19 protein-coding genes are annotated in these 21,672 nt (G+C 74.2%); 5 read left to right on the top strand and 14 right to left on the bottom strand.

Annotation, left to right across the window (positions count from 1 at the left end; translation table 11 throughout):
• Positions 1-30: 30 nt before the first annotated feature.
• Positions 31-1,284 (bottom strand): phosphoribosylamine--glycine ligase, encoded by a 1,254-nt coding sequence (purD, locus tag C7C46_RS03900; RefSeq protein WP_110665715.1) that lies wholly within the window; start codon positions 1,282-1,284, stop codon positions 31-33.
• Between the two features lie 386 nt (positions 1,285-1,670).
• On the opposite strand from purD, the gene C7C46_RS03905 reads away from it, so the two are divergent.
• Positions 1,671-2,465, top strand: coding sequence for an SLATT domain-containing protein (locus tag C7C46_RS03905; protein ID WP_425470015.1), 795 nt, complete (start codon positions 1,671-1,673; stop codon positions 2,463-2,465).
• Between the two features lie 107 nt (positions 2,466-2,572).
• Here C7C46_RS03905 and C7C46_RS03910 read toward each other — a convergent pair whose 3' ends face one another.
• The 3 genes from C7C46_RS03910 to C7C46_RS03920 form a co-directional block, all read right to left on the bottom strand.
• Positions 2,573-3,220: a hypothetical protein gene (locus C7C46_RS03910; RefSeq protein WP_110665720.1), complete on the bottom strand. Its 648-nt coding sequence runs from the start codon at positions 3,218-3,220 to the stop codon at positions 2,573-2,575.
• A gap of 72 nt (positions 3,221-3,292) precedes the next feature.
• Positions 3,293-4,174, bottom strand: coding sequence for a GntR family transcriptional regulator (locus tag C7C46_RS03915; protein ID WP_342775368.1), 882 nt, complete (start codon positions 4,172-4,174; stop codon positions 3,293-3,295).
• 95 nt (positions 4,175-4,269) lie between these two features.
• Positions 4,270-5,067: a carbon-nitrogen family hydrolase gene (locus tag C7C46_RS03920; RefSeq protein WP_110665723.1), complete on the bottom strand. Its 798-nt coding sequence runs from the start codon at positions 5,065-5,067 to the stop codon at positions 4,270-4,272.
• 172 nt (positions 5,068-5,239) lie between these two features.
• Here C7C46_RS03920 and C7C46_RS03925 point away from each other — a divergent pair, with 172 nt between their 5' ends.
• The gene (locus tag C7C46_RS03925) at positions 5,240-6,076 is read left to right on the top strand and encodes a maleylpyruvate isomerase family mycothiol-dependent enzyme (RefSeq protein WP_110665726.1); all 837 of its coding nucleotides are present in this window, start codon (positions 5,240-5,242) and stop codon (positions 6,074-6,076) included.
• A gap of 7 nt (positions 6,077-6,083) precedes the next feature.
• Here the strand turns inward: C7C46_RS03925 and C7C46_RS03930 are convergent, their stop codons facing one another.
• The 5 genes from C7C46_RS03930 to pdhA form a co-directional block, all read right to left on the bottom strand.
• A complete protein-coding gene (locus tag C7C46_RS03930; protein WP_110665728.1) occupies positions 6,084-7,448 on the bottom strand; it encodes an MFS transporter in 1,365 nt (454 codons plus the stop codon).
• A 90-nt stretch (positions 7,449-7,538) separates the two neighbouring features.
• On the bottom strand, positions 7,539-8,774 hold the full coding sequence (locus C7C46_RS03935; RefSeq protein WP_146258977.1) for a M64 family metallopeptidase: 1,236 nt from the start codon (positions 8,772-8,774) through the stop codon (positions 7,539-7,541).
• A 176-nt stretch (positions 8,775-8,950) separates the two neighbouring features.
• Entirely contained in the window at positions 8,951-10,372 is a 1,422-nt protein-coding gene (locus C7C46_RS03940) for a dihydrolipoamide acetyltransferase family protein (protein ID WP_110665732.1), read from the bottom strand.
• Between the two features lie 11 nt (positions 10,373-10,383).
• Positions 10,384-11,355, bottom strand: coding sequence for an alpha-ketoacid dehydrogenase subunit beta (locus C7C46_RS03945; RefSeq protein ID WP_110665734.1), 972 nt, complete (start codon positions 11,353-11,355; stop codon positions 10,384-10,386).
• A 7-nt stretch (positions 11,356-11,362) separates the two neighbouring features.
• Complete coding sequence (gene pdhA, locus C7C46_RS03950; protein ID WP_220040552.1) at positions 11,363-12,508, bottom strand: pyruvate dehydrogenase (acetyl-transferring) E1 component subunit alpha; 1,146 nt, start codon at positions 12,506-12,508, stop codon at positions 11,363-11,365.
• Positions 12,509-12,875: 367 nt separating this feature from the next.
• Between pdhA and C7C46_RS03955 the strand changes: the two genes are divergently transcribed.
• A complete protein-coding gene (locus C7C46_RS03955; protein ID WP_110665893.1) occupies positions 12,876-13,535 on the top strand; it encodes a response regulator in 660 nt (219 codons plus the stop codon).
• 136 nt (positions 13,536-13,671) lie between these two features.
• Complete coding sequence (locus tag C7C46_RS03960; protein ID WP_245984120.1) at positions 13,672-14,808, top strand: phosphotransferase; 1,137 nt, start codon at positions 13,672-13,674, stop codon at positions 14,806-14,808.
• A gap of 7 nt (positions 14,809-14,815) precedes the next feature.
• Here the strand turns inward: C7C46_RS03960 and C7C46_RS03965 are convergent, their stop codons facing one another.
• The 4 genes from C7C46_RS03965 to C7C46_RS03980 all read right to left on the bottom strand — a co-directional run bounded on the left by C7C46_RS03965 (position 14,816) and on the right by C7C46_RS03980 (position 19,751).
• Positions 14,816-16,507, bottom strand: coding sequence for a protein kinase domain-containing protein (locus C7C46_RS03965; protein WP_281278517.1), 1,692 nt, complete (start codon positions 16,505-16,507; stop codon positions 14,816-14,818).
• A gap of 92 nt (positions 16,508-16,599) precedes the next feature.
• Entirely contained in the window at positions 16,600-18,033 is a 1,434-nt protein-coding gene (locus tag C7C46_RS03970; RefSeq protein WP_110665740.1) for a protein kinase domain-containing protein, read from the bottom strand.
• A 152-nt stretch (positions 18,034-18,185) separates the two neighbouring features.
• A complete protein-coding gene (locus tag C7C46_RS03975) occupies positions 18,186-18,803 on the bottom strand; it encodes a bacterial proteasome activator family protein (RefSeq protein ID WP_110665741.1) in 618 nt (205 codons plus the stop codon).
• Between the two features lie 81 nt (positions 18,804-18,884).
• Positions 18,885-19,751: a hypothetical protein gene (locus C7C46_RS03980; protein WP_110665743.1), complete on the bottom strand. Its 867-nt coding sequence runs from the start codon at positions 19,749-19,751 to the stop codon at positions 18,885-18,887.
• Between the two features lie 184 nt (positions 19,752-19,935).
• On the opposite strand from C7C46_RS03980, the gene C7C46_RS03985 reads away from it, so the two are divergent.
• Positions 19,936-20,526 carry a GNAT family N-acetyltransferase gene (locus C7C46_RS03985; protein WP_110665745.1) on the top strand — a complete coding sequence of 197 codons (591 nt, stop codon included), beginning with the start codon at positions 19,936-19,938 and terminating at the stop codon, positions 20,524-20,526.
• A 114-nt stretch (positions 20,527-20,640) separates the two neighbouring features.
• Here the strand turns inward: C7C46_RS03985 and C7C46_RS03990 are convergent, their stop codons facing one another.
• Positions 20,641-21,618 (bottom strand): NAD(P)H-quinone oxidoreductase, encoded by a 978-nt coding sequence (locus tag C7C46_RS03990; protein ID WP_110665747.1) that lies wholly within the window; start codon positions 21,616-21,618, stop codon positions 20,641-20,643.
• Positions 21,619-21,672: the final 54 nt, after the last annotated feature.

The following is a 21,672-nucleotide window of genomic DNA, read 5'->3' on the forward strand; positions in this document are numbered from 1 at the left end:
GGGCCGGCAGCGCCCTTTCCGGTGCGCGGGTCAGTCCTGCCGGGCCGCCTGGAGCGCGATGTCGGTGCGGTGCTGCGAACCGTCCAGGCTGATCTCGGCCACCCCCGCGTAGGCCCGCTCGCGGGCCTGGGCCAGCGTGCTGCCGGTCGCGGTGACCGAGAGCACCCGGCCGCCGGCACTGACCACCCGGTCGTCGCCGTCCAGCCTGGTGCCCGCGTGCAGCACCCAGACCGTGCCGTCGGCGGCCTCCGCCTTGTCCAGGCCCTCGATCACGTCGCCGGAGCGCGGCGCGGCCGGGTAGCCCTCGGCGGCCACCACCACCGTGACCGCGGCGCCCTCGTCCCAGCGCAGCGGCTCCAGGTCGGCCAGCGTGCCGTTGGCGGCGGCCAGCAGCACGCCCGCCAGCGGGGTGCGCAGCCGGGCCAGCACCACCTGGGTCTCCGGGTCGCCGAACCGGGCGTTGAACTCGATCACCCGGGTGCCGCGGGAGGTGAGCGCCAGGCCCGCGTAGAGCAGGCCGGAGAACGGGGTGCCGCGCCGGCGCAGCTCGTCCACGGTGGGCTGCAGCACGGTCTCCAGCACCTCCTCGACCAGGCCGGCCGGGGCCCACGGGAGCGGGGAGTAGGCGCCCATGCCGCCGGTGTTGGGGCCGGCGTCGCCGTCGAGGGCGCGCTTGAAGTCCTGCGCGGGCTGCAGCGGGAGCACGGTGGTGCCGTCGGTGATCGCGAACAGCGAGACCTCGGGGCCGTCCAGGTACTCCTCGATCACGACGCGCTCGCAGGAGGCGGCGTGGGCCAGCGCGGCGGTGCGGTCGGCGGTGACCACCACGCCCTTGCCGGCCGCCAGGCCGTCGTCCTTGACCACGTAGGGGGCGCCGAAGGCGTCCAGCGCCTCGGCGGCCTCCTCCGGGGTGGTGCAGACGTAGGAGCGGGCGGTGGGCACCCCGGCTCCGGCCATCACGTCCTTGGCGAAGGCCTTGGAGCCCTCGAGCTGGGCGGCTTCGGCGGACGGGCCGAAGACCGGGATGCCGGCCGCGCGCAGCGGGTCGGCCACACCGGCCACCAGCGGCGCCTCCGGTCCGACCACCACCAGGTCGGCGGCCAGCCGGCGGGCCAGCTCGGTCACGGCAGCGCCGTCCAGCTGGTCGACCGGGTGGACCGTCGCCACTCGGGCGATCCCGGCGTTGCCCGGGGCGCAGTGGAGCTCGGAGACCGCAGGATCTTGGGACAGGGAGCGGCACAGGGCGTGTTCGCGGGCGCCGCCGCCGATGACGAGGACCTTCACGGTTGGCAAGGGTAGTCGGTGGCCGGTTGCGGCCCGTCGACCGGGCCGTGCGAAGCTCCAGCTGCGGGCCGCTGAGGTGGGTGTTCGACTGTCGGTTCGGCCAAGCGGTTGATCCGGTCAGGTTCACGGCGCCCCGTGCACTCGCTCGGAAGAGTGAAATCGCGCCGACTTCCGCAACCCGCTCACCTCGGGTTCCTGACGCCCTTTCGGGTAACGATCGTTGCGGAAGCGCCCACGCGGTCAGCCATTTGGCGGTAAGAAGTGCTGTTGGATACCCAGCAGTGCCTCAGTAGGCAGTGCCCCGTGCAGGCAGTGCCTGATGCAGTGCAGTCCATGTCGCAGTGTGCGTGTCGCAGCAGTCAGGCCCGTCAAGGGAGACCCCACAGGTGAGCCAGCCCGAAATGCAGCCCGAGGAGAGTCCCTGGGGCAAGGAGGTCGGTGAGGAGGACCAGCCCGCCGTGGCGGGTGCTGCCGGCCGGGACCGGGCCGCCACGCGCCGGCGAGCCGACCTGAGTGCCCGCCAGTTCCCGCTCGGGGACTGGGGGGAGCCCGCCGAGCGGTTGGAGGAGCTGTACCGGTGGTCCGAGGAGCGGGCCGTCGAGGCGATCGAGTGGTACCGCCGGGACCGGCTGTGGAAGCGGCGCTGGGCGCGGCTGCTGCGGCTCGGCGCGGCCGGTTTCGGGGTCGCCGGGGTGAGCCTGCCGCTGGTGCAGCTGACCGGCCGCTTCCCGCACGCCGGCGCCTGGGGCTACGTCTCGCTGGCGCTGGCCGGTGGCTGCCTGCTGGCGGACCGGGCGTTCGGGCTGAGCAGCGGCTGGATGCGCGACGTGAGCACCGGGCAGGCGCTGCAGCGCCGGCTGGAGGCGTTCCAGTTCGACTGGGCCTCGGAGTGCGTGCGCGAGGTGCTCGGCCCCACCGAGGGCACCGCGGGCGAGGCGGCCGAGCGCTGCCTGGGGGTGCTGCGCCGGTTCTGCGAGGACGTCTCCGAACTGGTCCGCAGCGAGACCTCGGAGTGGATGCTGGAATTCCGCGCCCGGATGACCCAGCTGCCCAGCCAGGCGCCGGGCAGCTGGGGCGGTCGGCCGGAGATCGGCACCCCGGCCCAGGTGCGGGTGCTGCCGCCGCTGGGGACCAGGCCCACCATGCCGCGCCAGCGGCCGCCGGAGGGGCCGCTGCGCTGAGCCGCGGCGGGTGGTGAGCCCCGGGGCCCCGGACCGCAGGGGCCTCGGACCGCCGGGGAGCCGTCTCCCCGGCGCTCAGGCGCTCAGGCGCTCAGGCGCTCAGGCGCTCAGGCGAAGACGACCATCGAGCCCTGGGTCAGGCTGCGGGTCGCCGCCGCGTACAGCCCGGCCCAGGCGTGCCGCTCCCGTGCGTACGGGTGCACGTCGTCCAGCGGCGGCGCGAACGGCTGCTCCAACCCGGTCGGGGTGAGCGGGCGGGTCGGCTGCGGCGGGTTCAGCGGGTCGATCCCGATCGCGGGGGCGATCGCCTGCAGCTCGCGCAGCAGCCCGTAGCAGGACCCGAGCGGACCGCCGGAGGACAGCAGCGCCTGGTCGACCAGCGGGACCTCGAACTCGATCGGCACGTAGGCCCCGGCGTGGTCGAAGTGCCAGACCAGGTGCGAGTGCTCGGCGGTGGACTCGAACATCTCCAGCAGCTGCTCGTAGTCGCCGCCCAGTGCGTCCACCGGCGTCAGCTGGAACCCGGTCAGCTGCAGCAGGTAGGCCCGGCGCAGGAAGTGCAGCGAGTCGTAGTCGAAGGCCGCGATCGGCTCCACCGAGCCGGTGATCCCCGGGGCGAAGCGGTAGACCGGCACCGGCGGCAGGCCGTGCGCGGTGAGCGCCGCGTTGTAGACCGCGAGGTCCTCGCGGAACGGGTTCTCAGGGCTGTGGCTCAGTACGTCGACGAGCGGAACGAGCCAGAGGTCGCAGGCCACGGGCCGCTCTTCCTCTCGGGGACGGGGCATGGCGGAGGGCGCCGACCGGCCGCGGTCGACGTCCGAACCACCCTACCGGCCCAGCGTGCGGCGCGGCGCGGGCCGCAGGGCGCGGGACTGCGGTAGCCGGCCCGCGCCGTCCGGCCCCTCCTCGGGCTCCGGCTCCGCAGCCGGCTCCGCAGTCGGCGGCGGAGCCGGAGGCGGTCCGGCCGGGGTCTGCACCGGCTCATCGGTGAGCAGCGGCAGCACCGCGACCGACTCGGCCGACTCGCCCGCCAGTTCGGCCAGCAGCCGCACGGTGAACAGGTTGTACTCGTTGACCGTGCGGTGCGCGCCGGTCAGGTCCTGGGCCGCGATCAGCTCGACCAGCTCGACGTGCCGGTCCCAGCAGACGCCGGCCAGGTCGGTGCTGGCCCGCAGGTACGGGGCGGCGAACATCCAGGACTGCACCCGCAGCCAGTCCAGGTAGTCGGCGATCCGCCGGTTCTCCAGGAAGCCCGAGACCTCGTGCCAGAACCGCCGGTCGCAGCCGACCAGCACGTCGAGCTGGCCGGCCCGGGCGGCCCGGGCGGCCGCCTCAGCCCTCCGGCGCAGTGGGCCCAGCCGGGACCAGTCGTACTCGGTGACCCGGCGGCCGAGCCGGCGGAAGGCGGCGTCGGTGAGCATGGTCCGGGCCTCGAAGATCTCCACGAAGTCGGCCCAGCCGAGCTCGGGCACGGTGAAGCCGCGGTGGTGCTCGGCCCGCAGCAGGCCCTGGGCCGCCAGGTCGACGAGCGCCTCCCGGGCCGGGGTCGCGGAGACCCCGTACAGCTCGGCGATCTCCTTGACGGTGAAGTTGCTGCCGGCCACCAGCCGGCCGGCCATCAGCTCCTCCCGCAGCGCGCCGGCGATCTGCTCGCGCAGGCTGTTGCGCTGGATCGGCAGGCGTCCCACACCGCTGACGACCACTGGCACGACCCCCTTCAGGACTCACCCGGACCACTTCCGTGGGTCATCCTCTCAAGGATTGCCCACAGAACGTCCACATCCTCGGCGCCGGACCGGCGCCGTCAGCGCTGCACGGGCGCCGGGATGCCCAGCAACCGGTCCCGGTGCACCGGGAAGTCGGCCCGGGCCCGGGCCACCTCCGCCGGGTCGAACTCGACCGTGAGCACCTGCTCGCCCGCCCCGGCCTCGGCCAGCACCCGGCCCCACGGGTCGACCACGACGCTGTGCCCGGCCTGCTCGACCCCGCCGTGGGTGCCGGCCGTGTTGCAGGCGAGCACGTAGGCCTGCTCCTCCACCGCCCGGGCCCGGGCCAGCAGCGACCAGTGCTCGCGCCGGCGCTCGGGCCAGGCGGCCGGCACCACCAGCAGCTCGGCGCCGGCGTCCAGCAGCGCCCGGAACAGCTCCGGGAAGCGCAGGTCGTAACAGGTGGCCAGGCCCAGCCGGCCGAAGTCGGTGGCGGCGGTGACGATCTCCTGCCCGGCGCCCATGGCCACCGCCTCGCCGCTGTCGAAGCCGAATCGGTGGATCTTGCGGTAGGTGTGCACCAGGTCGCCGGAGGGCGCGAAGAGCAGTGAGGTGTTGTAGACCGGCCCGTCCGGGTCGCGCTCCACGATCGAGCCGGCGTGCAGCCAGACTCCGGCCGCCCGCGCGGCCGCTGACATCACCTCAGCCGTCGGTCCGTCCAACGGCTCGGCGCCGTCGGACCAGCTGTCGTACGCGAAGCCGCCCAGCGGCCACAGCTCGGGCAGCACCACCAGGTCGGCGCCCTGCTGGGCCCGGACCAACGCGGCCGTTCTGGCCCGCCGTTCGGCCGCCGGCTCGGCATCGGACACGGCGAGTTGGATCAATGAGGCGCGCACACTACCACCGTCCACGACAAGAGTCCTACGATCGTCACCCGAAAGCGCTGCCCTGCTCTCTCCAGGCAGCGTAACGTGCGCTTAGCGCGTGTGCCCGGAAGCCGGGATACCCGGTCCGAGCACCCCGGCGCGCGGGTGTTCAGCCGACGGATGGCCGGAGAATAAGGGAACTGTGACCGACAATCAGGTCGTGCAGACCTACATTGACGCCTGGACGCACTCCATCGAGTCCATATCGGAACTGCTCGCTCCGCTGCCCGGCGACTCCTGGAACCGGCCCACCGAGTGCCCGGGCTGGTCGGTGCGGGACGTGGTCTCGCACGTGATCGCGATGGAGTCCGAGCTGCTCGGCGACCCGCGGCCGATCCACTCGCTGCCCAGCGACCTGTTCCACATCAAGGACGAGCTCTCCCGCTACCTGGAGCTCCCGGTGGACAAGCGCCGCTGCCACACGGCGCCGGAGATGACCTCCGAGCTGGAGTACGTGATCATCCGCCGGTCCCGCGCGCTGCGCAACGCCCCGACCGGGCCGGACGACGTGGTCCGCTTCCCGGCCGGCCCGTTCGGCTACGAGCTGCCCTACCACCAGTTGCTGCGGCTGCGGGCGATGGACGTCTGGGTGCACGAGCAGGACCTGCGCCGGGCGCTGCAGCTGCCCGGCAACCTCGACTCCCCCGCCGCCCTGGTCACCCGGGACCTGCTGCTGGAGGGGCTGCCCAAGGTGGTGGCCAAGCTGGCCGGCGCCCCGGCGGGCAGCACCGTCGCCTTCGACGTCACCGGCCCGATGGAGTTCCTGCGCACCGTCCGGGTGGACGCCGCGGGGCGCGGCAGCCTGGACTCCTCGATCAGCCTCGGTCCGGATGTGCAGTTCACCCTGGACTGGGAGAGCTACCTGCGCCTGGCGGCCGGCCGGACCAGGGCCGGCCAGCTGCCGCCGGGCTCGCTCAAGGTGGACGGCGACACCGAGCTGGCCGACCGGATCCTGGACAACTTCACGCTGATGCCCTGACGCCGGGTCAGGACCGCTCGACCTCGGCGCGCAGCCGCAGGATCATCGCGGTGCCCAGCAGCAGCGGGACGAACATCCAGCAGAACGCCAGCCGGTAGTCGCCGGCCGAGTAGCTGCTCCCGCCGCCGCTGGTCACCGCGTCCAGCAGCACCCCGATGCCGAACAGGGTGATCATGGTGGCCAGGAAGCCGCCCATGTTGGCGATCCCGGAGGCGGTGCCGAGCCGGCGCGCCGGGTTGTGCGAGCGGGCGTAGTCCAGGCCGACCAGCGAGGCCGAGCCGTTGCTGCCCATCACCAACAGGACCAGCACCAGCAGCCACAGCGGCGGCCGGCCGCCGGGCCAGGCCAGGGCCAGCGCCCAGCTCAGGCCGGTCGCCGCGATGACGGTCAGCACGATCGGCATCCGGGCCGCCGGTCCCCGGGAGAGCAGCCGGCCGAACAGCAGGCCGAAGAACATGTTGCTGAACACCAGCAGGGTGAGCAGCCCGCCCGCCTGGGCCCGGCTCATCCCCTGGCCCTCGACCAGGTAGGGCAGCCCCCACAGCAGCGCGAAGGCGTTGCCGGGGAACTGGGTGGTGAAGTGCACCCACAGGCCCAGCCGGGTGCCCGGCTCGCGCCAGGACTCGCGGATCTGGGCGCGCACCGGCAGCCGGTCCACCACCCGGACCACCGGGGCGCCGCCCTGCGCCGGAGCCTCCCGCAGCAGCAGCGCGACCAGGGCGAAGACGCCGGTGCCCAGCAGCGCGGTGGCGGTGAAGGTGGCGGTCCACCCCTCGGTGTGCAGGGCCTGGGCGAGCACCACGGTGGTGACCAGGTTGCCGCCCATCCCGGCCAGGCCGGTGAGCTGGGCCACCAGCGGGTTGCGGGCCGGCGGGAACCAGCGCGCGGCGATCCGCAGCACGCTGATGAAGGTCATCGCGTCGCCGCAGCCGAGCACCGCGCGGGAGGCCAGGGCCGGGCCGAAGGAGGTGCTGAGCGCGAAGGCCAGCTGTCCCGCGCTGAGCAGCACCACGCCCGCCAGCAGCACCCGGCGCGGGCCGAACCGGTCCACCAGCAGGCCGACCGGGATCTGCATCGCCGCGTAGACCAGCACCTGCAGGATCGAGAAGGTGGAGAGCGCGGAGGCGCCGACGCCGTAGCGGTGCGCGGCGTCCAGGCCGGCCACGCCCAGGCTGGTGCGGTGGATCACCGCGAGCACGTAGACGGTGACGGCGATGCCCCAGGCGAACCAGGCGGCCCGGCCGCCGGGAGGCCCCAGCTCGGCCGCGGGCGCACCGGGCTGGGCGGGCACGGCCGGGGCGGGCTCGGTGGGACGGAGTCGGGGACCAGGAAGGGACGGGGAGCGGGTGGCGCTGGCGGGGTCCACGGTCATAGTGGCACCAGGTTAGTCATCCCATCATTGGATACTTCCGTCGGGTACGGAGCACGGGGCGGAATCCAGCCGCCGCCGCACCCGGCCGGCTCACCCCGTCAGCACCCAGCTCACCGTGCGCGTCATCCGCTGCTCCCGGAACGCCTCGTCCCGCACCCAGTCGGTGGTGTCCCGCACCGTCGCGCTCACCGTCACCTTCTGACCCGGGGCCAGGGGCAGGGCGGCGGGGTCGTACCAGGTGTGGTCCGGGGACTGCGGCTGCACCGGCTTGCCGTCCACCTTCCACTCCACCTGCAGGCTGCGCCCGCCGGTCAGCCGCAGCGGTCGCACCACCAGGCGGGGGCGGCCCACCACCGGGCCGGCCACCGGCTCGGTGCCGTCCACCGGGGTGACCCGGCGGTACAGCTGCTCGACGATCGCCTCCCGGGACGGCAGGTTGTAGGCGCCGCCCAGGGTGCGCATCACCGAGTCCTCGGTCGGCCGGTAGATCCCGTTGGCGCTGCGGTAGGCGCCCACCAGGCCGCCGCCGTCCGGAGACTGGGCACCCAGCCAGCGCCACCACTTGGTGTGCTCGCGCAGCATCATGTCGGCGTTCTGGCCGGACAGGTTGGGGTAGTCGGTGTCGTCGGGGGCACTGTCGTACTCGTCGCCCAGGTCGCCGACGGTGTGGCCGATCTCGTGCTGGATGATCCGCCCGGCCTCCGGGCTGCCGCCGGCCAGGGTGGTCACCCCGGTGCCGCCGGCCCCGCCGTACTCGGTGGAGTTGGCCAGCGCGATCAGGTACTGCGGGCCGGAACCGGCGCCGGCGTACCGGGCGGTGGCGGCCTCGTCGGCGCAGAGCAGCCGGGCGGTGCCCTCGCACCAGAAGTGCATGCCCAGCGGCGTGCCGGGGCGCCGGCCACGGGTGTCCGCCTCGGCGATGCCGGCGCTCGGGGAGACCACGTCGACCCTGCGTATGTTGAAGAAGTCCTGGTAGGTGCGGAACGGCTCGATCTCCAGCAGCGCCCGCCAGGCCTGGTCGGCCTGCTGGTGGAAGAGCTCCTGCTGGTCGGCGGTGTAGCCGTCGCCGAGCAGCACCAGGGTGATCCGGTTGGCCGGGTCGCCGGTGCGGCGTATGTCCACGGTCGGCGCGGGGGCTTCGCCGTGCTGCGCCGCCGCCCGGCGGCCCGCCGCGCCCTGCGGCGGCAGCGCCCGGTCGGCGGGCGGCCCGAAGGCACCGAACGGGGCCGGGCCCACCAGCTCCACGCCGGCGGGCAGCACCGCTGCGGCCAGCAGCACGAGTGCGGCCAGGCTCCGGACGAGACGGCCAGGGTTGCCAGACGTCATGCTGACGGTCCTCGGTGCTCCGGTCACCCGGCGGACGCTCGGGTGGGGGGTCGCCAAGACGTACCCCGCCCGTACCGATGAGCCGACTTTCTGCTGAACATCTCACCTGATCAGCGGACAAGCACTGAGCCCCGCACCTCGGTGAGGTGCGGGGCCCGGTGGCGGCTGACCCGGGGTCAGCCCCAGCTGATCAGGCGCTTCGGGTGCTCCAGGATCGCGGCCGTGTCGGCCAGCACCCGGGACCCCAGCTCGCCGTCGACCAGGCGGTGGTCGAAGGAGAGCGCCAGCGTGGTGACCTGACGCGGCACCACCCGGCCCTTGTGCACCCAGGGCAGCTCCCGCACCGCGCCGAAGGCCAGGATGGCGGCCTCGCCGGGGTTGAGGATCGGGGTGCCGGTGTCGACGCCGAAGACGCCGACGTTGGTGATGGTGATCGAGCCGCCGGACATGTCCGCCGGGGCGGTCCGGCCCTGGCGGGCGGTGTCGATCAGCTCCCCGAGCGCCGTGGCCAGCCCCGGCAGGGTCAGCGCGCCGGCGTTCTTGATGTTGGGCACGATCAGGCCGCGCGGCGTGGCGGCCGCGATGCCCAGGTTGACCTGGCCCTTGACCACGATCTCCTGGTTGGCCTCGTCCCAGGCGGCGTTGATCTCCGGGTACCGCCGCACCGCGGTGAGCAGCGCCTTGGCGACCAGCAGCAGCGGGGAGACCCGCACCCCGGCGCCCAGCTCGCCGCTCTCCTTGAGCGAGCGGACCAGCTTCATCGTCCGGGTGACGTCGACCTGGACGAACTCGGTGACGTGCGGGGCGGTGAAGGCGGAGGCGACCATCGCCTGCGCGGTCGCCTTGCGCACGCCCTTGACCGGGATGCGCACGTCCAGCCCGGTGCCCAGCACCGGGGCCGGGGCCGCGACGGGCGCCTCGACCGCCGGGGCTACCGGGACCGTCGAAGCCGCCGGGGCCGGAACCGGGGCGGCCGCGGCGTGCACGTCCTCGCGGGTGATGATCCCGTCCGGGCCGGTCGGCACCACCAGGCTCAGGTCCACGCCCAGGTCCTTGGCCAGCTTGCGCACCGGCGGCTTGGCCAGCGGGCGCTCGCCGGTCGCCGGGGCCACCGGAGCGGCCGCCACCGGGGCCGGCGCGGGCGCGGCCACCACGGGGGCGGGCGCCGGGACGGCGGCGGCGGTGCGCCGGGCCCGGCGCTGCCCGCCACCGGTGCGCGGGCCGTAGCCGACCAGCACCGGCTCGCGCCGGGCCGGCTCGGCCTCCACCGCGGCAGCGGCAGCAGCCGCAGCCGCGACCGGAGCGGCGGCCGGCACCGGGACGGCCTCGGCCGGAGCGGCACCTGCCACCGCGACCGCGATGATCGAGGTGCCCACGTCGACCGTGGCACCCTCCGGGAAGTGCAGCGCCTCGACCGTCCCGTTGAACGGGATCGGCAGCTCGACGGCGGCCTTGGCGGTCTCCACCTCACAGACGACCTGCCCGTCGGTGACGGTGTCGCCGACCTGCACGTACCACTTGAGGATCTCGGCCTCGGTCAGGCCCTCGCCCACGTCGGGCATCTTGAACTCACGGAGCGAGCGAACGTCGGTGGTCATCTCCACTCCTCTCAGAACGCCAGCGCGCGGTCGACGGCGTCCAGCACGCGGTCCAGGTCGGGCAGGAACTGCTCCTCGACCCGGGACGGCGGGTACGGCGCGTAGTAGCCGCCGACCCGCAGGACCGGCGCCTCCAGGTGGTAGAAGCACTTCTCGGTCAGCCGGGCGGCGAGCTCGGCGCCCATGCCCATGAAGACCGGTGCCTCGTGCACCACGACCCCGCGGCCGGTGCGCTTGAGCGACTCGGCCAGGGTGGCGAAGTCCACCGGGGAGAGCGAGCGCAGGTCCACCACCTCGAGCCGGTGCCCGTCCTGCTCGGCGGCCGCGGCCGCCTCCAGGCAGGTCTTGACCGTGGGCCCGTAGGCGAACAGGGTCAGGTCGGTGCCCGGCCGGACCACCTTGGCCGCGTGCAGGTCCAGCGCCGGGGCCGCGGAGATCTCCGCCTTGTCCCAGTACCGGGCCTTCGGCTCCAGGAAGATCACCGGGTCGTCGCTCTCGACCGACTGGCGCAGCATCCAGTACGCGTCGTCCGGGTTGGACGGGGTGACCACCCGCAGGCCCGCGGTGTGCGCGAAGTACGCCTCGTGCGACTCGCTGTGGTGCTCGACGGCACCGATCCCGCCCGCGTAGGGGATGCGCACGGTGACCGGCAGCTTGATGTGCCCGAGCGCGCGGGCGTGCATCTTGGCCAGCTGGGTGACGATCTGGTCGAAGGCCGGGTAGACGAAGCCGTCGAACTGGATCTCCACGATCGGCCGGTAGCCGCGCAGCGCCAGCCCGATCGCGGTGCCGACGATGCCGGACTCGGCGAGCGGGGTGTCGATCACCCGGTCCTCGCCGAAGTCCTTCTGCAGCCCGTCGGTGACCCGGAAGACGCCGCCCAGCTTGCCGACGTCCTCACCCATGATCAGGGTCTTCGGGTCGGTCTCCAGGCAACTGCGCAGGCCCTCGTTGATGGCCTTCGACATGGTGAGCTTGGACATGATCGGGCTACTCCCCACCCTCGAAGGACTGCGCGTACGCGACGTACTCGGCCCGCTCCTCGGCCACCAGGGCGTGCGGCTCGGCGTACACGTGGTCGAAGATCAGGGTCGGGTCCGGGTCGGGCATCGAGCGCACGCCCTCGCGCACCCGCAGGCCCATCGTCTCGCTCTCGGCCTCGATGCCGGCGAAGAAGGCCTCGTCGGCCAGCCCCTCGCGCTCCAGGTGCGCCTTCAGCCGGGCGATCGGGTCCTTGGCCTTCCAGGCCTCGGTCTCCTCGCTGCTGCGGTAGCGGGTCGGGTCGTCCGAGGTGGTGTGGGCACCCATCCGGTAGGTGAACGCCTCGATCAGCACCGGACCCGAGCCGCTGCGGGCACGGTCCAGCGCCCAGCGGCTGACCGCCAGGCAGGCCAGCACGTCGTTGCCGTCCACCCGCACGCCAGGGAAGCCGAAGCCCGCCGCGCGGCGGTACAGCGGGATCTTGGTCTGGTTGGTGGTGGGCTCGGAGATCGCCCACTGGTTGTTCTGGCAGAAGAAGACCACCGGCGCGTTGTACACCGAGGCGAAGGTGAACGCCTCGCTGACGTCGCCCTGGCTGGAGGCGCCGTCGCCGAAGTAGGCGATCACCGCGTCCTCGGTGCCGTCCTTGGTGATGCCCATCGCGTAGCCGGTCGCGTGCAGCGTCTGCGAGCCGATCACGATGGTGTAGAGGTGGAAGTTCTTCTCGTTCGGGTCCCAGCCGCCGTGGTTCACCCCGCGGAACATCCCGAGCAGGTTGAGCGGGTCCACCCCGCGGCACCAGGCGACCCCGTGCTCGCGGTAGGTGGGGAAGGCGTAGTCCTTCTCCCGCAGCGCGCGACCGCTGCCCACCTGGGCCGCCTCCTGGCCGAGCAGCGAGGCCCACAGGCCCAGCTCGCCCTGGCGCTGCAGCGAGGTGGCCTCGGCGTCGAAGCGCCGCACCAGGACCAGGTCCCGGTAGAGCGAGCGCAGCTCGTCGGGGGTCACAATCAGCGGGTAGTCCGGGTGCTCCAGCCGCTCGCCCTCCGGGGTGAGCAGTTGGATGAGCTCGACGGGGGCCTCCTGGCCGGTCCCGGAGCCTGCGGGGACGCCGGGGGCGGCCTTCTTGCGCGCCCTCGACGTGCTTTTGACGGTCACGTTCACTCCTCGGTCTGTCCGGCCGCCCGGGGTCGCCGGTGACCGGTCCGGTCACCTCCTCGCACGGCGCGCGGGGTGTGCACGCCTACTACGCGGCAGGTGGTGATCCTTCTCCGACGGCGTCCCACGAGAACGTTACCCAGCGGGCGCAGTTGGCGCGCCTGCGCTAGGACGTCCTAGTTGTTCCCGGACCTTGGGTGGGGGCCGGTTCGGGCTCGTGGCGGGAGACCGACCTGGGGGTGCCGTCTGGACACCAGCGCACGCTATCCGTACAGCGCGCCTTGCGTAAGGGGTTGACCGGGCAAATTTGGCGTGCAGTGCGGTGTGCGCCGGGGCACCCCGATAGGTGGTGTGCGAGCATGTGCCGGTGAGCGAAAACGGACAAATCAGGGTTTTCCTCCTCGACGACCACGAGGTGGTGCGGCGCGGCGTCCACGAACTGCTGGCCGACGAGCCGGACATCGAGGTGGTCGGCGAGGCCGGCACCGCCGCCGAGGCGCTCAGCCGGATCCCGGCCGTCTCCCCCGACGTGGCCGTGCTCGACGTGCGGCTGCCGGACGGCAACGGGGTCGAGGTCTGCCGCGAGATCCGCTCCCGGCTGCCCGAGGTCCGCTGCCTGATGCTCACCTCGTTCTCCGACGACGAGGCGCTGTTCGACTCGATCATGGCGGGCGCCGCCGGCTACGTGCTCAAGGCGATCCGCGGCAGCGACCTGCTCTCCGCGGTGCGCGACGTGGCGGCCGGCAAGTCGCTGCTCGACCCGGTGGCCACCAGCCGGGTGCTGGCCCGGCTGCGCGAGGGCGGCGCGCAGGAGGACGAGCGGCTGGCCCAGCTGACCAAGCAGGAGCGGCGGATCCTGGAGCTGATCGGCGAGGGGATGACCAACCGTCAGATCGGCAACGAACTGCACCTGGCCGAGAAGACGGTGAAGAACTACGTCTCCAGCCTGCTGGCCAAGCTGGGCATGGAGCGGCGCACCCAGGCGGCCGCCTTCGTGGCCCGGCTGGACCGCAGCCCGCGGGCCTGACCCCCGTACCCGACTCCCCTGTCTGCGCGGACAGTTCACGCGACCCGCCGGTCAGCGGGCGGCCCGGCCCTGCTCAGTACCGGTCATTTTCCGCCATCCGGTCCTTGATCCTCACGTGGCGCTACGATGACCGAGCGTGACAGAGCGTCAGATGCTGGTCGCCCGGCCGGGCGCCCCGCCGCCCCCCGTCGACCCCGTACCGGTCGACCCCGCCGCCCCGGACGGGCCGGACACCGACACCCCGCCGGTCGGCACCCTCAGCCCGCCGGTGCCGGCGGCCACCGTCGCCCGGCTGCTGCGCGACTACCGCACCGGCCCGCTGCTCGCGGTGGAGCCGGTGGCCGAGGGCCTGCTCAACCGCGGCTACCGGGTCAGCACCGCCGGCGGGCGCTACTTCCTCAAGTGCTACGTGGAGCCGGCCACCGCCGCCCCGGCGACCATCGCCGCCCAGCACCGGGCCACCGCCCAGCTCGCCGCCCTCGGCCTGCCGGTGCCGCCGCCGCTGCCCGACCGGGCCGGACGGACCGTCACCCAGCGGGACGGGCGCCGGTTCGCCCTCTACCCGTGGGTGACCGGATCGCACCGCACCGGCGCCGAACTGGACCTGACGCAGTGCACCGAACTGGGCGCGCTGCTCGGTCGGCTGCACGGCGCGCTCGCCCAGGTCTGCGCCCCGGTGGTGCAACCCCTGGCGGTGCCCACCGCGGACCCGGCCGACACCGCCGCGCTGATCGGCGAGCTGCGCCGGCTGGCCGCGCGGCACCACCCCTACGGCGCATTCGACCGGCTGGCCGAGCGCCGGCTGGCCGAGCGGCTGGACCTGCTGGCCGCGCACCGGCACCGCCGCCCCGCCGACACCGCGGTCGGCCGCTCCGGCTGGGTGCACGGCGACTTCCACCGACTCAACCTGCTCTACCAGGGCCGGCGGGTGGCCGCGGTGCTCGACTGGGACCGGCTGCGGGTGCGACCGCGGGCGGAGGAGGCGGTGCGGGCCGCCACCCTGGTCTTCCACCACCCGGTCGGCGGCGAGCTGGACCTGGCCCGGGTGCGCCGCTACGCCCGCGGCTACCGGCAGGCCGCCGGGGCCGGCCCCGCCGAGCTGCGGCTGGCGGTGCACCGGGTCTGGTGGGAGCGGCTGAACGACTTCTGGATGCTGCGCTGGCGCTACCAGCGCGCCGACCCGCGCGCGGACCCGCTCTTCCCGGCCGCCGCCGCGCAGACGGTCTGGTGGTGCCAGGAGTACGAGCAGGTCCTCGACGCGTTCGTGAACTGAGCCCCGGTCAGGGCAGCGGGCTGGCGGTGGTGGGCGGGGGCGCGCTCTGGGTGTGGCCGCCGGTCGGCGAGGCGGTGGAGCTGGCCGAACCGCTGGCCGAGGCCGAGGCGCTGGGGCTGGAGCTGGCGGACGCGCTGGAGCTGGCGCTCGGCGAGCCGGACCGGCTGGGCCGCCCGGTCGCGGTGGCCGTCGGCGGCACGTCGGTCGGCTGGTAGCTCGGGCTGTGGCTGTGGCTGGGTGAGTAGGACGGGGTCGGCGCGCTGGTCGGCGCGCTGGTGTCGTCCGTCGGCGACTGGCTGACCGTGGCCGGCAGGCTCGGCGCGGTCGGCGTGCCAGAGCTGCCGTGGCTGCCGTTGGCGGCCACCGCGATGCCGACCCCGGCCGCGGCCAGCACCAGCAGGCCGGCCGCCCAGGCCAGCCCCTTGCGCTTGCCGGAGCCGGGCGGCGGCCCGTCGTACTCCTCGTAGCCGTCCCCGTCACCGTGGTCGCCACCGCCGCCGTACCCGCCGCCGGCCGGCGGGTAGCCGCCCTGCGGGGCGCTGCCGTAGGGCAGCACGGTGGTCCGCTCGGCGGCCGGCAGGCCGCCCAGCACCGCGGTGACCGCGGTGCCCTCGGGCGGGGTGCCGGCGCCGGCCGGGTAGCCGCCGCCGTGCATCTCGCGCAGCGCGTGCTGCACGTGGGCGCGGAACTCGTCGGCACTCTGGAACCGCTCGTCCGGGTTCTTCGCCAGGGCCCGCAGCACCAGCGCGTCCAGCTGCCAGGGCACCCGGGAGTGCGCCTGGGACGGCGGCACCGGCGGGTCCTGGACGTGCTGGTAGACCACCGAGAGCGGTGTGTCACCGGTGAACGGCGGGCGCAGCACCAGCAGTTCGTAGAGCATGCAGCCGGCCGCGTACAGGTCGGAGCGGTGGTCCACCGGCTTGCCGAGGGCCTGCTCCGGCGACAGGTACTGCGGGGTGCCCATCACCATGCCGGTCTGGGTCATCGTGGTGGCGCCGCCGGACAGCGCCCGGGCGATGCCGAAGTCCATCACCTTGACCGCGCCGGTGGTCGTGATGATCACGTTGGCCGGCTTGATGTCGCGGTGCACGATGCCGTGCCGGTGGCTGTAGTCCAGCGCCTCCAGCACCCCGGCGATGATGATCAGCGCCTGGTCGACCGGCGGGGCCTCCTCGGCCACCAGCAGCTCGCGCACCGTGCGGCCCTCGATCAGCTCCATCACGATGTACGGGGTCGACTCCCCGCCCACCAGCTCCTCGCCGGTGTCGTAGACCGCGACGATCGAGTGGTGGTTGAGCGAGGCGACCGAGTGCGCCTCCCGGGTGAACCGCTGCCGGGAGACGTCGTCCTGGGCCAGCTCCTGGCGCAGCAGCTTGACCGCCACGGTGCGGCCCAGCCGGATGTCCTGGGCGGCGAACACCTCGGCCATGCCGCCGCGGCCGAGCCGGTGGGTGATCCGGTAGCGGCCCTCGCCCAGGGTGCCCAGCGCGGCCGCCACGCCCCGGCCGGCGGTGGCCGTGCTGCCGTACGGGGCGCCCGGGCTCTGGCCCATCGGGCGGGCCGCGGTGGTGTCCTCGGCCTCGGGGGCCGGGGGCTGCGGCATCTCGGAGGTGACGGCCTCGTCCCGGGCGTCGGGTCCGCCGTCCGAGGAGGCGGTGCGCTCCTCCTCGCCGTCACCCGGCTGCTGCGTCTGTGCCATTACTCCTCGCCCCGGGCGCGCGCCGCTCGCGGTCGCCCTTTCGATTCGCTTCCCAGCACGCTACCGCCTGGGGCGCCGGACCCCCGAATGCGTCAGCTCGGCACGGGGCCCGGGTGGAGCTGGGTGAGCACCGTCTGCACCGCGGGCAGGCTGCTGGAACCGGTGGTCCGGGTGGCCACGATGGCGAGGATGATGACGACCAGCACGATCAGGCCGACGATCACGCCGACCACCACCAGCGCGGTGGAGCAGCCGCTGTTGCTGTTCGCCTTGACCGGGGCGAACTGGGTCGGCATCGGCATCGGCGCCGGGGTGTGCGCCGCCTGCTGCGGGAAGGCCGGCGGGGTCTGGTAGGGCTGCGGGGCCGGCGTCGGGTAGGGCTGCGGCGCCGGGGTCCGGTACGGCTGGGGGGCCGGGGTCCGGTACGGCTGCTGCTGGAACTGCGGCTGGGGCGGCGGGGTCTGCGGGCCGTACGGCGGCGCCTGCGGCGGCTGGTACGGCTGCTGCACCTGCGGGGTGGGGGTGCGGATGTCGCCGGCCACCGGCGGGAAGTTGGCCAGCGAGGACGAGTGGTTGGCCCGCGGCCCCTCGCTGATCACCAGCGGCGAGGCGACCAGCGGCGCGGCCCCGCCCTTCTCGCCGGCCCCGACCCGCTCGACCTCCTCGCGCATCGTCTCGGCGGTCGGGAACCGGTGCGCCGGGTCCTTGCGCAGCGAGCGCGCCACCAGCGCGTCCACCGCCGGGCTGACCGCGCGGTTCAGCCCGGAGGGAGCCGGCGCCTCCTCCTGCACGTGCTTGTAGGCGATCGAGAACGGCGAGTCCCCGTCGAACGGCAGCTGGCCGGTGAGCAGCTCGAAGAGCATGCAGCCGACCGAGTAGAGGTCCGAGCGGGCGTCCACGCTCTTGCCCAGCGCCTGCTCCGGCGAGAGGTACTGCGGGGTGCCGACCACCATGCCGGTCTGGGTCATCGAGGAGACCCCCGACTGCATGGCCCGGGCGATGCCGAAGTCCATCACCTTGACGACGCCCTTGGTGTTCACCATGACGTTGCCCGGCTTGATGTCCCGGTGCACCAGGCCCTGGTCGTGCGAGACGTCCAGGGCGGCCAGCACCGCGGCGGTGATCTTCAGCGCCTGCTCGGTGGGCATCGCACCGTGCTCGGCGATCGCCTGGTTGAGCACGTCGCGCAGCGACTGGCCCTCGACGTACTCCATGACGATGTACGGCACGGTCGCCCCGTCCGGGGCGACCTCCTCGCCGCTGTCGAAGACGGTGACGATGTTGGTGTGCTGCAGCCGGGCCACCGCCTGCGCCTCGCGGCGGAACCGCTCGCGGAACGAGGCCTCCCGGCCCAGCTCGGTGTGGAGCGTCTTGATCGCCACCGGGCGGCCGAGCACCGTGTCGTGGGCCAGGTGGACCGAGGCCATCCCGCCCTGGCCCAGCAGGTGCTGCAGTACGTAGCGCCCGTTGCCGAGAGATGGGAGCTGCGCCTGCGGCTGGTCCACTCCGGTGCCGTCCTCGCTCATGGTCTCTGCTTCCCCCTCGGCCCGGGCCGGCCGGTCGCGCGACATGGTGATGTGCTCGGGTTACCCGGCGCCAGGGTATCGGCACCGCGCCCCGGCACAGCCCGCAGGGGCGCGGTGCCGACGGTGGCTCAGGCTGCCACCGCCGGTAGGGCTTACAGGTACGGACCCGAACGGATGCCGTGGCCCTCGCCCGGCTCGTCCAGTTCGTGCTCGCCCAGCGAGCCGGGCGGCAGGGCCCGCCGCATCTGCTCCAACTGCGCCCGGGCGGCCATCTGCTGGGCGAACAGGGCGGTCTGGATGCCGTGGAACAGGCCTTCCAGCCAGCCGACCAACTGGGCCTGCGCGATCCGCAGTTCGGCCTCGGTCGGGATGGAGTCCTCGGTGAACGGCAGGGACAGCCGCTCCAGTTCCTCCACCAGCTCGGGCGCCAGGCCCAGCTCCAGCTCCTTGATCGAACTGGCGTGGATGTCCTTCAGCCGGGCCCGGCTGGCCTCGTCCAGCGGGGCCATCCGGACCTCTTCCAGCAGCTGCTTGATCATGCTGCCGATCCGCATCACCTTGGCGGGCTGCTCGACCATCTCGGTGACCGGCAGCTCGCGGCGCTCCCCCTCCTCGTCGTTGCGGGCGAAGGCGCGCCCGCCCGCGGCGGTCCCCACCGCCATCCCGTCCGGGCCGACGATCAGCACCTGCGGACTCTCTCCAGCCCCGTCCGATCGCCCGGCTTGCTGGTACGGCTCTTGCTCGGGCCGTTCATTCAGCGGCTTCGTCATAACCCCTTCATATGCTTCGACGCTTCGAAGGGTCAACCGACCTGCCGTGACGCGACCGCCGACGCCCCCGCGCGCGGGCGGTCAGCGCCGCCGCAGCCGCAGTCCGATCAGCCCGAGCCCCAACCCGATCAGCAGCAGCCCGGTGCCCAGCGGGAGCACCAGGGCGGCCGGTCGGGACCACTGCAGCTGGGTCGCGGCCACCGGGGGCAGCAGCGCCGCGGCGGCGGCCTGCACGGGGGCGGCGGGCTCGGCCGCCGGGGTGTCCTGGGCGGCCGGGTCGGCGGTGTCCTCGGCCGCGGGCAGCGGGTCGGGGCGCTGCGCCGAGTCCTGGTCCGCGGTCGCCTCGCCGGCCTGCTCCGGGTCCGGATCGGCGGCGAGCGGGGCGCTCCCGAGCGGATCGACGGGCGGATCGGCAGGAGGAGCAGCGGGGGGATCGGCGGGGGGCACCACCGCCGGGACGGCGCGGGCGGTACCGGACGGGCTGGGGTGGGCGGCCGACCCGCTCGGGGTGCCGGGCGTCGCGCCGGGGTGCGGCGCGGTGGCAGCGGGGGTGCCGGACGGCGTCGGTGCGGCCGTGGCGGGCGGCGTCGGTGTGGCGCTCGGGGCCGCGCCGGGGGTATCGGTGCTCGGCGCCCCGCTGGGTATCGCGCCGCCGGGGGGCGCGGAGGCGGTCGGGCCGGTGCCGGTCGAGGCGCTCGGGCCGGGGTCGGCGGAGGCCCCGGTGGCGGCGGTCCCGGCGGACGGCTGCGGCATCGGGCGCAATGCCGTGCGGTCGACCACCCCGGTCCCGCTCTGCGCGCTGGGCAGCGGGCGGGCGACGGAGCCGGCTGCGGCCTGGGCGGTGGCGGGCAGCGCCAGGGCCAGCAGGGCCGGAGCGGTGACGACGGCGGCCGCGAGGCGGCGGGAGCGGTGGCGCGGGGAACGCGGAGGAAGCGCGGGGATGGCCACGGACGACGTCCTTCCGACGGCCGGCACCCGGGCGGGCAGCGGCGGCGGGACAGCTCGGGTCCAGCGTCACATAGACCGACACTCCGGGCATTTCGTACAGCACCCTTCCGCAGCCAGTGCCATGGCACTAGTCTGGGCCGCCACGTACCAAACGCTTGTTATGTACTTCAGGAGGCCGCCGCCCGTGTTCGCCGTACCGCTCTCCGACACCCTGCCCGCCGAGCTGCGCCCGCTTGAGCCCTGGCACGCCGCGGAGTTCCTGGCCCATATGGACCGGGCCCGGGAGAACCTCGACAGGTTCATCGGCTTCGCCGCCCTCAGCACCGACCTGGCCTCCGCCAGGGCCACCCTGCAGCGGTACGCCGACCGGGCCGCCGCCGACACCGGCCGGATCTACGGGATCTGGCTGGACGGCACGCTGGTCGGCGGCGTGATGTTCCCGCACTTCGAGGCCGTCCAGGGCTGGGCCGAGATCGGGGTCTGGGTGGAGCCGGCCGGCGAGGGGCTCGGGCTGGTCTCCGCCGGCGTCCGGGAGCTGATCGAGTACGCCCTGGTCGAGCGCGGCCTGCACCGGGTGGAGTGGCTGAGCAGCACCCTCAACGACCGCAGCCGCGCGGTCGCCCGGCGGGCCGGCCTGACCCTGGAGGGCGTCCGCCGCTCGTACTACCCGCACAACGGGATCCGCCACGACAAGGAGGTCTGGGCCCTGCTGACCGACGAATGGCTGGGCAGCCCGCAGCGGGCGCAGCTGCTGCGCGAGCGCGCCGCCCGCTGAACCCGCCACCCGGTACGGGTCTGCGCCGCCGCAGACCGACGAGGGGCTCCAGCAGGCCCTGGACCGCTGCGCCGGCCTGTCGCCCGGTGCCGCGGCCCAGGGCCTGACCACTCCTCAGGCCTGCAGCACGACCTTGCCGACCTGCTCCCCCGCCTCCAGCGCCCGGTGCGCCTCGCCCGCCTCGGCCAGCGGCAGCACCCGGTCGATCACCGGCTTGACCACGCCCGACTCCACCAGCGGCCAGACGTGCTCGCGCACCGCCGCCACGATCGCCGCCTTCTCGGCCAGCGGACGCGGGCGCAGCGAGGTGGCCACCACCGCGGCGCGCTTGGCCAGCAGCGTGCCCAGGTCCAACTCGGCGCTGCGCCCGCCCTGCAGGCCGATGATCACCAGCCGGCCGGAGACCGCCAGCGCGTCCACGTTCCGCGACAGGTACTTGGCGCCCATGATGTCCAGCACCACGTCCGCCCCGTGCCCGCCGGTCGCCTCCCCCACCGCCTGCACGAAGTCCTGCTCGCGGTAGTTGACCAGCACGTCGGCGCCCAGCTCCTTGCACCGCGCCAGCTTCTTCTCGCTGCCCGCGGTCACCACCACCGTGGCCCCGACCGCCTTCGCCAACTGGATCGCCATCGTCCCGATCCCGCTCGCCCCGCCGTGCAGCAGGACCGTCTCCCCCGCCCGCAGGTGCGCCACCATGAACACGTTGGACCAGACCGTGGCCGCCACCTCGGGCAGCGCGGCGGCCGCCACCAGGCCCAGTCCGCGCGGGATCGGCAGCAGTTGGCCGACCGGCACCGCGACCAGCTCGGCGTAACCGCCGCCCGCCAGCAGCGCGCAGACCTCGTCGCCGACCGCCCAGCCCGACACTCCGGGCCCGAGCGCCGCGATCCGGCCGGAGCACTCCAGCCCCAGGTACTCGGGGGCGCCGGGCGGCGGCGGGTAGAAGCCCTGGCGCTGCAGCAGGTCGGCCCGGTTGACGGCGGTGGCGGCCACCTCGACCAGGACCTCGCCCTCGGCGGGGACGGGATCGGCCACCTTGGCCCAGGTCAGGACCTCGGGTCCGCCCGGCTGGGGAATCGTGATTGCATGCATGCCCCCGAAGCTACCGGCCGGTCCCGCCGAACGGGGTCCCGGCGCGGTGGCGGG

The organism is Streptomyces tateyamensis, assembly GCF_003205575.1.
GTDB lineage: Bacteria > Actinomycetota > Actinomycetes > Streptomycetales > Streptomycetaceae > Kitasatospora > Kitasatospora tateyamensis.